The following is a 13,372-nucleotide window of genomic DNA, read 5'->3' on the forward strand; positions in this document are numbered from 1 at the left end:
TCAGTCGTCCCGGCCGGCCTTGGCCAGCTCGTCGTCCAGCTCCGGCACCTGCTCCGCCTCGATGGCCGGCCGGTTGCCCTGCCGGACGTCGGCGTTGGGCCGGACCACCCAGCAGAGCAGCCCGATCCACAGGGCGCTGAGCAGGATCGCGCCCATGAAGTCGGTCGGGTGGTGCATGCCCCGGTACATCCGGGAAACGGCCACCCCGACCGGCATGAGCACCGCCAGGGCCACGAACAGCCACCGCCACCAGTGGTCGGTGCGGGCGAGCACGATGATCGCGATCGCCGTCCAGAGGCAGATGGTGGCGGCGATGTGCCCGGACGGGAAGGACGAGGTGGGCAGGTTTCCGTCCAGGTTCTCCACCGGCGGGCGGGGGCGGTCGACAGCGCCGGAGGCGGCGAGGAAGAGGCTCAGCTCGCCGAACATCGCCAGCGCCACGAAGAGCACCGGCCGCCAGCGCTTCCAGACAGCCAGCACCAGCGGGCAGAAGATCAGCGAGATCAGCAGGATGGCGTGGGTGTCGCCGAACTTGCTCCACCACCAGCTCAGGTTGTTCAGCGGGTCGGTACGCCGGGCCGCGAACCACTGCGGCACCTCGGTGTCGAGGGTGTCGAGGAAGGTGCCCTTGGCGTGGTAGCTGACGAGCATGCCGAAGGCGTAGAGGGCGCCGAAGACGAGCACCCAGCCGACCAGCAGCTCGGCGACCGCCGAGCGGGGGTGCTCCAGCACGTGCTCCTCGGCCGGCGCGGGGGTGATCTCCTCCCCCGCCTCCGGCTCCAGGCCCTCGCTGATCGGCGGCACCGGCCGGCCACGGTCGCGGCGCCACAGCCGGAAGGCGTACGCGGTGACGCCGAGCCAGGTCGCGCCCAGCAGCCAGCCGCCGAGCACGTCGGAGACGAAGTGCACGCCCAGCGCGATCCGGGTCAGCCCGATCAGGACGACCAGCACGCCCACCCCGGCGATGGCCGGCCTGCGCCAGCGCGGTCGCATCGCCGGCAGGAAGACCAGCAGCAGCGCCCCGTACGCGACGAACGAGCCGAGCGCGTGCCCGCTCGGGAAGCTGTTGCCCGGCGCGTGGGTGATCGGCACGTCCACCACCGGGCGCAGCCGTCCGACCAGTGCCTTCAGCGACGGGTCGAGGATCAGCCCGCCTACCCCGCTGATGATCAGATAGACCGCCAGCCGGGACTGGCGACGGATCAGCAGGCCGACCACCGCGATGGTGACCAGCCAGATCAGCACCGGCCGGCCGCCCAGGTCGGTGATCGCCTGGAGCACGGTGACCAGGGGGTGGTGCGGCGCCACGAGGGCGTTGAACCACTCGGCCGCCTCGCGGTCGGCGTGGTACAGCGGATCCCAGTGGAACCGGACCAGCATGAGCAGCACGCCGAACGCGACGCCCGTACCGGCGACGGCGAGCAGCCCCACGGCGCTGCGTTCGGCGAACCGACCGAGGGTCCGGCGGTTCGTCTCCTTGACCGCGGTCACCCCGCACCTCCCTGATGTCCTGGCGAGGCGCGCTGTACCCGGTTCGCGGTCCGCGTACACGCGGCGGCGGGTCAGAGCGCGGTCATCTCGCCGGTGTCGAGGACCTCCGGGCGCGCCGCCTCCGGCTCCCAGAGGTCGGGCTGGGCGGGCTCCTCCACACCGATCCGCATCGCCTCCAGCTGGGCGGCGAAGGCCAGCCCGCCGAAGATCGCCATCCCGGTCAGGTTGGCCCACAGCAGCAGGGCCATCATCCCGGTCAGCGCGCCGTAGGTCTGCCCGAACCCGTCGCTGTACTTGACGTATGCGGCGAGCAGCAGGCTCGCCAGCCACCACAGCGCGGTCGCGATGCCGGCGCCGAAGAACAGCCAGGACAGGCCGGGCTGCCGGCGCCGGGGCGCGTGCCGGAACAGCACCGCCACGGCCAGCACGGTCAGCCCGAGGCTGAGCGGCCAGCGGACCACGTCCCAGGCGGCGTTGGCGACGCTGCCCCAGGCGTAGTGCCGCTGCACTGAGTCGCCCATCGCCCGGCCGCCGACCAGGATGAGGAACCCGGCCAGCGCGGATGTGCCGGCGGTCACCGCGAGGACGGCGGCGCGGACGTACTTGGCCACGGCCGGGCGGTCCCGTTCGACGCCGTAGATGCGGTTCGCGCCCCGTTCGATCTGGGCCATGGTGGTGGTGAGCGCGACGAGGCCGGTCAGCAGGCCGAGGGTCAGCGCCAGCTCGCCGGCCCGTTCGGTGTGCTCGCCGTCGGCGAGCAGCTGCTGCACGACGGATTCGCTCTGGCCGGGGGTGAGCGCGAGCACCGTGTCCGCGACGACCTTGCCGCCCTCGTCGGCGCCGAGGTCGCTGATCAGGCCGGTGAGCGCGATCAGGAACGGCACCACGGCCAGGCAGAGTTGCAGGGCGAAGGCGCGGGAGTGGCTGAAGCCGTCGCCGTAGCGGAACCGGATGAACGCGTCCCGGAGCAGGCACCAGCCGCCGTGGCGACGCAGGGTGTGCCAGGCGTGGTCGGCGGAGAGTTCGTCCGCCGACATCAGCCGGGTCTCGGGGACCAGCTTGGTGCTACTCACGGCGGGCCTCCTCGACCAGGCGCTCACCGCGCTCGCCCGCCGCGTCGGCGTCCACCGACAGGTCGGGGTGGCGCTCGGGGCGGGCCACGCAGAGCCAGAGCGCCTCGGGCCGGATCTCCGCGGTGAGCGACCGGCCGGGCTCGATCAGGTCACCGTCGAGTTCCCGGGGCTGCGCCCGGTTGCTGGCGATCTCGACCTGCCGGCCGCGGAGGATCTCCATCCGGGGCACCCGGCCGCGCCGGCGGACCAAGGCCCAGGCCATGGCCAGCCAGTGGCCGAGCGTACGCGGGGTGAGCACCGCGACGTCGAGCCAGCCGTCGTCGGGTTCGGCGTCGGTGAGCAGGCGGACGCCGCCCTGGAGGCGGCCGACGTTGGCGACCAGGACGGAGCGGGCCCGGCGGCGCAGCGGGGGCTGGCCGTCGATCCGGATGCTGACCCGCATGGGCCGGTCCCGCAGGTGCTTCACGGCCCCCACCAGGTACGCGGGCCAGCCGATCCGCGCCTTGGTGGTCTCCGAGGTGGCGTCGAGCATCTGCGCGTCGAAGCCCATGCCGGCCATCACCGCGAAGCACTGGTCGCCGACGACCCCGACGTCCAGCCGCCGCATCCCGCGCTCGACGGCGATCTCCAGCCCCGCGGCCAGGTCGCCGGAGAGGCCGAGGTTGGCCGCGAGCAGGTTGCCGGTGCCCTGGGGCAGCACGGCGAGCGCCACGTCGGTGCCGGCGAGCGCGGTCACGCAGGCGCGTACCGTGCCGTCGCCGCCGCAGGCGAAGACGACCTCGGCGCCGGCCTTGACGGCTGCCTCGGCCTGGCCGCGGCCCGGGTCCTCGACGGTGGTCTCGTACCAGGTCGGTGCGGGCCAGCCGGCGGCGTCGAGGGCGCCGTCCACCGTCCGGCGGAACTGGTCGAGATCGGTCACCTTCACCGGGTTGACCACCACCGCCGAGCGCGGCGCGGGGTTGCCGGCGGTCACCAGCCGCTTGTCCGCTCCACCGTCCACGGCGCCAGTGTGCAGCAACTCCGACGGGTCAGCGACTCGGCGGCGACGGACGTTGCATGGACCGCAAACAGGTTTGGCCGTCGGCGCCACGGGTGGGCGTCGCGCGCCGCGTCGTCGGCGTCAGGCCGCCGTACGCAGCGCCGCCTCCACCCGACGGCGCAGGTCGTCGAGGTCGGCGCCGGCCTCGGTGAGCACCAGCGCGGCCAGGCCGTTGCCCTCGTGGAGCAGGCCGAGCAGGATGTGCTCGGTGCCGATGTGGCGGTGGCGCAGCCGGAGCGCCTCGCGCAGGCTGAGTTCCAGCACCTTCTTCGCCCGGGGCGAGAACCGGCCGTCGGCGAGCCGGCGCCGGCCCCAGCGCCGGCGGGGTGGGGGCACCGCCTCGCGCAGCGCGTCGGGTCCGAACGTCTCCTCGATCCGCGCGACGATCGCCGCGAGGTCGATGCCGATCTCCCGCAGCGCCGCCGCGTCGGCCTCGCCGAGGCCGTCGACGCCGCCGGCGGTGTGCCGGGCCACTGCGGCGCGGAGGTCCTCGGCCCGGATGCCGGCCTGCGCCAGCACCCGGACGGCCAGGTTGTCGCCGTCGGCGAGCACGCCGAGCAGCAGGTGCTCGGTGCCGACCGGACGTCGGCCCTCGGCGCGGGCCTCGTCGACCGCGTGCCGCACCACCGTCCGGGACCGGTCGGTGAACCGTTCGAACATCACGCCTCCCAGCTTCCGGGCACCGCCGGTCGTCCGGCGTGCTTCTTGTGGACCGCCTGCCGGCTGACCTCGAGCGCGTCGGCGATCTCCTGCCAGGACCAGCCCTGCCGTCGGGCGTTGTCCACTTGGACCACCTCGAGCCGCTCGAGCAGCCGGCGCAGGGCGAGGACGGCGCGGAGCCCGACCTTGGGGTCGGTGCTGCCGGCGGCCGCCGCGAGTTCTGTCGCCTGACTCATGCTGTCAACATAGGTTGACAACGCCCCGCTTGTCAACCGTGGTTGACGCTGGCGGGCCGACACGACGGCGACGCGCCGGGAACAGCCGCTGGTGGTGCTACGGTCCGCTGGTGTTCCGCCGCCGCTCGCTGGACCGACCGGTCGAGGCCCGCCAGCTGACCGTCGGGCGGCTCACGCTGGAGACGGCCGGCGGCAGCGTGGTCGGGCACCACTACCCGGAGAACTTCGACGTGCTGCACGTCGACCCGGAGCTGCCGCTGTTCGCGGTCGTCGACGGGATGGGCGACGGTGACGGCAGCCGGGTCGCCGGCGCCACCGCGACGAGCACCTTCGTCGAGCAGGTCCGCGCCGCCTGGCCCGCGGTCGGCGCGCGCGAGCTGCGCGCCGCGACCGCGGAGGCGCAGCTGCGGGTACGCCAGGCCGGGGCGGGACTGGCCGGGCTGACCGGCTGCACCCTGACCGCACTGGCCGTCGAACCCGACGGCGGGCAGGGCTGGCTCGTCCAGCTCGGCGACTCGCGGGCCTACCGGCTGCGCGACGGGCTGCTGGAACTGGTGACGGTCGACCACACCACGGCCTGGCTCGGGGTGGTGCACGGCTGGTGGCCGGCCACCTCACCCGAGGCGGCCCGGGCCCGCTACCAGCTGCTGCGCTACGTCGGCCACCCGGACCGGCCGGAGCCGGACGTGCTGGCCGTCCCGCTGCGTACCGGGGACACCTGGCTGCTCTGCACAGACGGGGTCAGCGACCAGCTCGGCTACCACCGGCTGCGGGACCTGCTGGCCGAGCGGGACCCGGCGCGGGCGGCCCGCGCCCTGCTGTCGGCCAGCCTGGACGAGGGCGGCGACGACAACGCCACCGCCGTGGTGATCCGCGTCCTGCCCGCCGTGCCCACCCCGCGCTGACCGCCCGCGCCGGGCACCCCCGGCGCGGTGACCGCTCCAGTTCCGCCGACCCGGTCCGGGCGGGCACCCCCCACGACTACCGTGGGTGAGGAGAGCGCGGTCGGGAGGTGAGGCGGAATGGCCGCACCCACCGAGGACGCGGTGGTGGTCGGCGTCGGCCGGTCGGACGAGGACCTCCAGGTGGTTCGGACGGCCGCCGTGGAGGCCGCCGCCCACGACCGCCCGCTGCACCTGCTGCACGCCTTCAACTGGGCGGCGGAGGCCCAGACGTCCGCCGCGGGCGGGCCGCGCGCCGCCGCCGAGAACCTGCTGGAACAGGCCGGACAGGTGGTCGCCGAGGCGGAGCCGGCGGTGCCGGTGAGCGGCGCGATCGTCGAGGGATCCCCGGTCGAGGCGCTGATCCGGGCCTCGGAGTCGGCCTTCCTGGTGGCGCTCGGTGACGGCGGGATGGCCGACTGCGCGAACTGCGTACCGACCGACGCGCCGGCCGTGCAGCTCGCCGCTCGGGCCGGCTGCCCGGTCCTGGTCGGCCGGGCCGAGCCGCCGCCACCGGGACCGGTGCTGGTCGGCGTGGACGGGTCGACGTCCTCCCACACCGCCCTCGGTTACGCCTTCGACTGCGCGGAACGCCGTGGGGCCCGGCTGCTGGCGATCTGGGTCGTCGAATCCGGCCGCCCCGGCGACGTCGACGATCTGCTCGCCGAGACGGTGGCCCGGTACGCCGCCCGGCACCCCACGGTGGCCGCCGAATGCCACACCGTCCGCGGCGACCCCGGCGCCGTCCTGGTCGAACAGTCCCGCTCGGCGCAGGTCGCGCTGGTCGCCGCGCGCGGCGACGAAGCCTGGCGGGGCATGCTGGGCGAGGTCAGCCAGTCGCTGCTCTACCACTCGCCGGCCCCGGTGATCGTCGTCCGTGGACTCGTCCCGGACGCGTACGGGCCGTGACGCCCACCGTCCCGGGACCTCCGGCCCTGACCGCCCCGACCCGCCGGGGGCGAAGCTGGACCTGCCCGGACGGGATATCCGCCTTCGGGCTGCAGAAGTCCCCGAGCCGCGAGAGGCTATGGCAGCATGGACACCGCTCTCGACCTGCACAGCCCACTGACCGAAGACGAGCTGCGCCGGCTTGACGCCTACTGGCGGGCGGCGAACTACCTCACCGTCGGGCAGATCTACCTGCTCGGCAACCCGCTGCTCCGCGAGCCGCTCAAGCCCGAGCACGTCAAGCCGCGACTGCTGGGGCACTGGGGCACCAGCCCGGGGCTCAACCTGATCTACGCCCACCTCAACCGGGTCATCGTCAACCGCGACCTGAACGTCATCTACCTCACCGGGCCCGGGCACGGCGGGCCGGCGATCGTGGCGAACACCTGGCTGGAGGGCACCTACAGCGAGCTCTACCACTCGGTGACCCGGGACGAGACCGGGATGGCCCGGCTGTTCCGCCAGTTCTCCTTCCCCGGCGGCATCCCCAGCCACGTCGCCGCCGAGGTGCCGGGTTCGATCCACGAGGGCGGCGAGCTGGGGTACGCCCTGAGCCACGCCTACGGCGCCGCGTTCGACAATCCGGACCTGCTGGTGGCCTGCGTGATCGGCGACGGGGAGGCGGAGACCGGCCCGCTGGCCGGAAGCTGGCTGTCCAACGTCTTCCTCAACCCGGCCCGGGACGGGGCGGTGCTGCCCATCCTGCACCTCAACGGCTACAAGATCGCCAGCCCGAGCGTGCTGGACCGGATCCCCGAGGACGACCTGCTCGGCCTGATGCGCGGCTACGGCTACCAGCCCCACGTGGTCGCCGGCGACGACCCGGTGCAGGTGCACCAGAGCCTCGCCGCGACGCTGGACCGGACGCTCGACGAGATCGCCGAGATCCAGCGGCGGGCCCGCTCCGGCGGCCAGGTCGAGCGCCCCCGCTGGCCGATGATCATCCTCCGTACGCCGAAGGGCTGGACCGGACCCCGGCAGGTCGACGGCAAGCCGGTCGAAGGGACCTTCCGCGCCCACCAGGTGCCCATCGACGGGGTACGCAAGAGCCCGGAGGCCCTGGCCGAACTGGAGCGCTGGCTGCGCAGCTACCGGCCGGAGGAACTCTTCGACGCCACCGGCGCCCCGGTCGCCGAACTGGCCGCGCTGCCCCCGAAGGGGGACCGGCGGATGAGCGCCAACCCGGTCACCAACGGCGGCCGGGTGCTGCGCGATCTCGACCTGCCGGACTTCCGCGCCTACGGGGTCGACGTCGAGCACCCGGGCGAGCCGGTGGCCGGCTCCACCGGCGTGCTCGGCCCGTGGATCCGTGACGTGATCACCGCCAACCCGCAGAACTTCCGGCTGTTCGGCCCCGACGAGGTCGCCTCCAACCGGCTCGGCGCCGCCTTCGAGGTCACCGACCGGGCGTTCGTCGGTGCGACGGTCCCCGGCGACGACCACCTCTCCCCCGACGGCCGGGTGATGGAGGTGCTCTCCGAGCACCTGTGCCAGGGCTGGCTGGAGGGCTACCTGCTCACCGGCCGGCACGGCATCTTCACCAGCTACGAGGCGTTCATCCACATCGTCGACTCGATGGTCAACCAGCACGCCAAGTGGCTGAAGGTGACCCGCGGCATCCCCTGGCGGGAGCCGCTCGCCTCGCTGAACTACCTGCTCTCCAGCCACGTCTGGCGGCAGGACCACAACGGCTTCTCGCACCAGGACCCGGGCTTCATCGACCACGTGGCCAACAAGAAGGCCGAGGTGGTGCGGGTCTACCTGCCGCCGGACGCCAACACCCTGCTCTCCACCATGGACCACTGCCTGCGCAGCCGGCACTACATCAACGTGGTGGTGGCCGGCAAGCAGCCGGCGCCGAACTGGCTGAGCATGAACGAGGCCATCCAGCACGCGCGGCGCGGGCTGGGCATCTGGGACTGGGCCAGCACCGACCAGGGCACCGAGCCGGACGTCGTGCTCGCCTGCGCGGGCGACGTGCCGACGCTGGAGACGCTCGCCGCGGCCGACCTGCTCCGCCGGCACCTGCCCGAGCTGAAGGTGCGGGTGGTCAACGTGGTCGACCTGATGCGGCTGCAGCCGCCCTCGGAGCATCCGCACGGCCTGCCGGACCGCGAGTTCGACACCATCTTCACCCGCGACAAGCCGATCATCTTCGCGTACCACGGCTACCCGTGGCTGATCCACCGGCTCACCTACCGGCGGACCAACCACGACAACCTCCACGTGCGCGGCTACAAGGAGGAGGGCACCACCACCACGCCGTTCGACATGGTGATGCTCAACGACCTGGACCGCTTCCACCTGGTCATCGACGTCATCGACCGGGTGCCCGGGCTCGCCCCGCGCGCCGCCCACCTGCGCCAGGACATGGTCGACGCCCGGCAGGCCGCCCGCGACTACACCCGCGAGTACGGCGAGGACGACCCCAGGGTCGCCGAGTGGCGATGGATCCGGGAGACCGAGCCCGGCCTGCGAGGCGGACAGTGAACCCGGCCGACGTCAGCCGCAACGAGATCCTGGTCGGCTACGACGGCTCCGCCGACGCGACGGTGGCCCTGAACTGGGCGCTGGACGAGGCGAGCCGCTCCGGCCGGCCGGTCCGGCTGGCGTACGTCTTCGAGTGGTTGACCGTGGTCGGCTGGATCGGGCCCGGGGTGGCGCCGGGGATCTGGCCCGACGAGACCGCCCGGCGCAAGGTCGAGGAACTGGTCCGCAAGGCGGCGGCGGATGCCGCCGCCGAGCGGCCCGGCCTCACCGTGCACGGCGAGGTCTTCGACGGCCCGCCGGCCCTGGTGCTGCAGGAACGATCCGCCGAGGCGGGGCTGCTGGTGCTCGGCAGCCGCGGGCACGGCGGCTTCGGCGGCCTGCTCGCCGGCTCCACCGCGGTCTCCGTCACCGCCCACGCGCACTGCCCGGTCGTGGTGGTCCGCCAGGGACAGGCGGCCCCCTCCGGGCCGGTGGTGGTCGGCGTGGACGGCTCCGAGTCCTCCCTACTGGCGCTCGGGTTCGCCGTCGAGCGGGCGGCCCAGCGGGACGCGCCGCTGCGGTTGCTGCGGGCCTGGGCGCCGCCACCCAGTGAGCGGTGGGTGGATCCCGGCTCCGCGCCAGAGGAGACCGAGGCCGCCGAGCGGGCGGCGGCCGAGGAGAGCCTGGCCCGGTGGCGGAAGACGTTCCCGGACGTCCCGGTCGAGCTCCAGGTGACCCCGGGCAACCCGGCCGCGCTGCTGGTCGAGGCGAGCCGCACGGCGCAACTGGTGGTGGTCGGCAGCCGGGGCCGGGGCGGGCTGCGGGGGATGCTCCTCGGCTCGGTCAGCCAGCAGCTCATCCACCACGCGAGCTGCCCGGTGGCGGTGGTCCGAGAACGCTGACCCTTGCCGGCCCCGAAGCAGTCGCTGGAGGCGGGACCGGTGAGTGGATGATGTCGGGCGGTCACCGGCCGTGGCCCGGGCCCCCGTCGGTGGGATTGAGCGAGAAGTAGTCCTCCTCTTCCTGAGCCAGGTGCAGCCGGAGCACGGCGTCCAGCCCGTAGAGCGCGGCCAGCAGGTCGGGCACCTCATCGCGGCGCAGCCGGCCGTCCGGGTGCTGGGCCAGGTGACCGCCGATCCGGTCCACCAGCCGGCTGATCTCCACGTGCCCGCGGCTCATCGTCGAGGTCGCCTCCTCGCTGCCCAGCGGGCCGGCCAGGGCCGGGTAGAGCTGGCGTTCCTCGGCCGCCTCGTGCGGCAGCACCTCGTCGACCAGGCGGCGGTGCACCTCCCGCAGCGCCGGCACGCACTCTGGCGCGTCGGGGCGGGTCGCCACCAGGTCCGCGGTGTCGCGCAGCCGGGTCAGCACGTCCCGTACCCCGCCGTGCTCGCCCGCGTACCGGTCGAGCATCTCCCGGGTCTCCGGCGGGACGTCCCGGTGTCGCAGACCGCCCCGTAGGGCGCGAAGGGCGTTGACGATCACCAGCACGTCGATGCCCTCCTGGAGGAACGCCCCGGCGACCGGAGGCAGGCCGCCGGCCGCGGCCGCCACCATTGCCACGACGGCCAGGCCCATCCCGACCGTGGCGCTCTGCACCGCGATGCGGCGCGCGTACCGGGCGATCTCGACGGCGTCGGCGAGCCGGTCCAGCCGGTCCACGGTGAGCACCGCGTCGGCCACGTCGGCCGAGGCGGTCGCCCCGGTGGCGCCCATCGCCACCCCGACGTGCGCCTCGGCCAGGGCCGGCGCGTCGTTGACGCCGTCGCCCACCATCACGGTCACCGCGCGGCCGGACTCCTCCTTGACCCGGGCCACCTTCGCCTGCGGCGAGCACTGGGCGATCACGTCGTCCACACCGACGATCCGGGCGACCTGCTCGGCGGTGCGCGGCCGGTCACCGGTCACCATCACCAGACGGTCCAGCCCGGCCTGCCGGAGCCGCCGCACGGTACGCCGGGCGTCGGGGCGTACCGGGTCCTCCAGCAGGATCACGCCGAGGGGACCCTGGTCGTCGCTGACCCAGACGGTGGAGCGGCCGGCCAGCTCGGCCCGTTCGCGGGCCCGACGGGCCCACTCGGGCGGCTCGCCGGCGAGCTGGCCGACCCGGACCAGCCGGCCGTCCACCCGGCCGGTCACCCCGCGCCCCGGCTCCTCGGTGACGTCCGTCGGCTCGGCCAGCGGCAGCCCCTGCTCCCGGGCCTGCCGGACCAGGGCGGCGGCCAGCACGTGCGGGGAGAGCTGCTCGACGGAGGCGGCCAACCGCAGCACCTCGTCCCGGTCGCCGCCGGGCGCCACCACCGTCTCGGCGGCCCGGGGACGGCCGGCGGTCAGCGTGCCGGTCTTGTCCATGAGCAGGGTGCGGGCCCGGCCCAGCAGCTCCAGCGACCCGCCCTCGCGGACCAGCACGCCGCGCCGGGCCACCCGGGACAGCCCGGACACGATCGCGATCGGGGTGGCCAGCAGCAGCGGGCAGGGGGTGGCCACCACGAGCACCGCCACCGCCCGGAGGAACTGCCCGGAGAGCAGCCAGGCGATCGCGGCCACCAGCAGGGTGAACGGTACGAACGCGGCGGCGTACCGGTCGGCGAGCCGGACCATCGGCGCCTTGTGCGCGGTCGCCTCCTCGGCCAGCCGGACGATCCCGGCGTACGTGCTCTCCGCGGCGCTCCTGCGGGCCCGCAGCCCGAACCCGGCCCCCGCGTTGACCACACCGCTGGCCACCTGCTCGCCGGCGGCGCGGGTGACCACCTGCGACTCGCCGGTGACCACCGACTCGTCCAGCGTCGCGGTCTCCTCGACCGTCCCGTCCACCGGCACCACGTCGCCGGGGCCGACCACCAACCGGTCCCCCACCGCCACCCGGTCCAGCGGCACCACCTCGATCCCGCCGTCCGGGGTACGCCGCCGGGCCTGCCGGGGCGCGCGCTCCAACAGCGCCCGCAGGTCGCGGCTGGCCCGGCGCTCCGCGTAGCTCTCCAGCGCCTGCCCGGTGGCGACCATCACCGCGATCACCGCACCGGCCAGGTACTCGCGGACCAGCAACGTGCCGACCAACGCCAGCACCGCGATCACGTCCACCCCGAACTGCCGGCGCCACAACTGCCGCAGCGTCGTCCAGGTGGCCGGCACCAGCGCTGCCACGGTCACCGCCGCCCAGACCAGCCGGGCCGCGCCCCGCAGCCCGCCGAGCCACAACCCGGCACCCACCAACACGGCCACCGTGAGCAGGGTCAGCGGCACCCACAGCCGCCAGTCCGTCCGGTGCTCCGGCACCGGCCGCTCCGGTACGCACTCGCGCGGTTCCGCCCCCACCTGCGGATCGTCTCAACGGCGCGGGCTGTGGGCAGGGCAACCGGGGCAATCGGGCGCGGGCCGAAGGGCCCGGATGTGGGGGACTCGCGTACCGTGCGTCCGCCCTGCGCATGCCAGAGGATGGAGCGGCAACGCCGCCCGGGACCCGGCCGGGGTGAGGCACGATGACGGAAACGGGAAAGGTCGTGACGATGAGCCACGAGACGCCGGCCACCGACCGCGCGCTGACCACCGCGCTCACCGAGGCCGCCGCGACGTCCGGTCGCGCCCCCTCGGTGCACAACACCCAGCCGTGGCGCTGGACGGTCCTCCCCGACGCGCTGGAGCTGCGGATGGTGCGGGAAGCCCGGCTCACCGCCACCGACCCGGAGGGCCGGCTGGTGACGCTGAGCTGCGGCGCGGCGCTGCACCACGCACGCGTGGCGCTGGCCGCCGAGGGCTGGACGGCGCTGGTGGAGCGGCTGCCCGACCCGGAGCAGCCGGAACTGCTCGCCCGGCTCACCGGGCTCCGGCACACCGGGGCCGACCCGGACGCGATGCGCCTCGTGCAGTGCATGCAGGTCCGGCACACCGACCGCCGGCCGGTGAGCGAGGAGCCGCTGCCCGGCCCGGCCCTCAACGAGATCGTGCAGGCGGCCCTCGCCGAGGGCGTACGGCTGGAGGTGCTGGACTTCGACCAGGTGATGGAACTGGCCGCCGCGGCCGGGCAGGCCGCCACCGTGACGGCGGAGGACCCGGAAACCCGCGAGGAGCTCGATTACTGGACCAGCCGGGCCGACACCGGCACCGGGCTGCCGCCCGAGGTGCTGCCCGAGCAGGCCCCGCAGACCACCGTGCCGGCCCGGGACTTCGGCCGTCCCGGCACCCTGCCGGTCGGCCCGGGGCACGACCGGGCGGCCGTCTACGGGATCCTCTGGAACGCCGAGGACGAACCGGACAACTGGCTGCGCGCCGGTGAGGGGCTCTCCGCCGCCTGGCTGACCGCAACCCGGCTCGGCGCGTCGCTGGTGCCGCTCAGCGGCGTGGTGGAGGTGGAGGGCACCCGGCAGACGGTGCGCCGGCTGCTGGCAGGGCTCGGCTTCCCCTACCTGGCGCTGCGGTTGGGGCTCGCGGACCCGGCGCACGCGGGGCCGCCGCACACCCCGCGGCTCCGCACCGAAGAGATCGTCGACACCTCGGCGGTCCGCGCCGGCAGCGCTTGAC

Annotated in this window: 11 protein-coding genes; 5 read left to right on the top strand and 6 right to left on the bottom strand. The window is 74.5% G+C overall.

Annotated elements, in window-relative coordinates; all coding sequences use genetic code 11:
* From ACY34I_RS13475 to ACY34I_RS13495, 5 genes are all read right to left on the bottom strand, one after another.
* Window positions 1-1,491, bottom strand: coding sequence for a phosphatase PAP2 family protein (locus tag ACY34I_RS13475; RefSeq protein WP_462755254.1), 1,491 nt, complete (start codon window positions 1,489-1,491; stop codon window positions 1-3).
* A 71-nt stretch (window positions 1,492-1,562) separates the two neighbouring features.
* Window positions 1,563-2,564, bottom strand: coding sequence for a YihY/virulence factor BrkB family protein (locus ACY34I_RS13480; protein WP_462755256.1), 1,002 nt, complete (start codon window positions 2,562-2,564; stop codon window positions 1,563-1,565).
* Entirely contained in the window at window positions 2,557-3,564 is a 1,008-nt protein-coding gene (locus ACY34I_RS13485) for a diacylglycerol/lipid kinase family protein (RefSeq protein ID WP_462755258.1), read from the bottom strand. Before ACY34I_RS13485 ends, ACY34I_RS13480 begins: the two co-directional genes overlap by 8 nt.
* A 120-nt stretch (window positions 3,565-3,684) precedes the next feature.
* The gene (locus ACY34I_RS13490; RefSeq protein ID WP_148801917.1) at window positions 3,685-4,263 is read right to left on the bottom strand and encodes a Clp protease N-terminal domain-containing protein; all 579 of its coding nucleotides are present in this window, start codon (window positions 4,261-4,263) and stop codon (window positions 3,685-3,687) included.
* A complete protein-coding gene (locus ACY34I_RS13495) occupies window positions 4,263-4,499 on the bottom strand; it encodes an HTH domain-containing protein (RefSeq protein WP_073836364.1) in 237 nt (78 codons plus the stop codon). The genes ACY34I_RS13490 and ACY34I_RS13495 overlap by 1 nt, the downstream gene beginning before the upstream one ends.
* A gap of 110 nt (window positions 4,500-4,609) precedes the next feature.
* Here ACY34I_RS13495 and ACY34I_RS13500 point away from each other — a divergent pair, with 110 nt between their 5' ends.
* From ACY34I_RS13500 to ACY34I_RS13515, 4 genes are all read left to right on the top strand, one after another.
* Window positions 4,610-5,404, top strand: coding sequence for a PP2C family protein-serine/threonine phosphatase (locus tag ACY34I_RS13500; RefSeq protein WP_462755261.1), 795 nt, complete (start codon window positions 4,610-4,612; stop codon window positions 5,402-5,404).
* Window positions 5,405-5,521: 117 nt separating this feature from the next.
* Window positions 5,522-6,349, top strand: coding sequence for a universal stress protein (locus tag ACY34I_RS13505; RefSeq protein WP_462755263.1), 828 nt, complete (start codon window positions 5,522-5,524; stop codon window positions 6,347-6,349).
* A 126-nt stretch (window positions 6,350-6,475) separates the two neighbouring features.
* A complete protein-coding gene (locus tag ACY34I_RS13510) occupies window positions 6,476-8,878 on the top strand; it encodes a phosphoketolase family protein (protein ID WP_462755265.1) in 2,403 nt (800 codons plus the stop codon).
* Window positions 8,830-9,759 carry a universal stress protein gene (locus ACY34I_RS13515; RefSeq protein ID WP_462755267.1) on the top strand — a complete coding sequence of 310 codons (930 nt, stop codon included), beginning with the start codon at window positions 8,830-8,832 and terminating at the stop codon, window positions 9,757-9,759. Before ACY34I_RS13510 ends, ACY34I_RS13515 begins: the two co-directional genes overlap by 49 nt.
* A gap of 61 nt (window positions 9,760-9,820) precedes the next feature.
* On the opposite strand, the gene ACY34I_RS13520 is transcribed toward ACY34I_RS13515, so the two are convergent.
* The gene (locus ACY34I_RS13520; protein WP_462755269.1) at window positions 9,821-12,169 is read right to left on the bottom strand and encodes a heavy metal translocating P-type ATPase; all 2,349 of its coding nucleotides are present in this window, start codon (window positions 12,167-12,169) and stop codon (window positions 9,821-9,823) included.
* A 191-nt stretch (window positions 12,170-12,360) separates the two neighbouring features.
* Between ACY34I_RS13520 and ACY34I_RS13525 the strand changes: the two genes are divergently transcribed.
* Window positions 12,361-13,371, top strand: coding sequence for an Acg family FMN-binding oxidoreductase (locus tag ACY34I_RS13525; RefSeq protein WP_462755271.1), 1,011 nt, complete (start codon window positions 12,361-12,363; stop codon window positions 13,369-13,371).
* Window position 13,372: the final 1 nt, after the last annotated feature.

This window comes from Micromonospora sp. RTBAU3-60 (genome assembly GCF_054963695.1).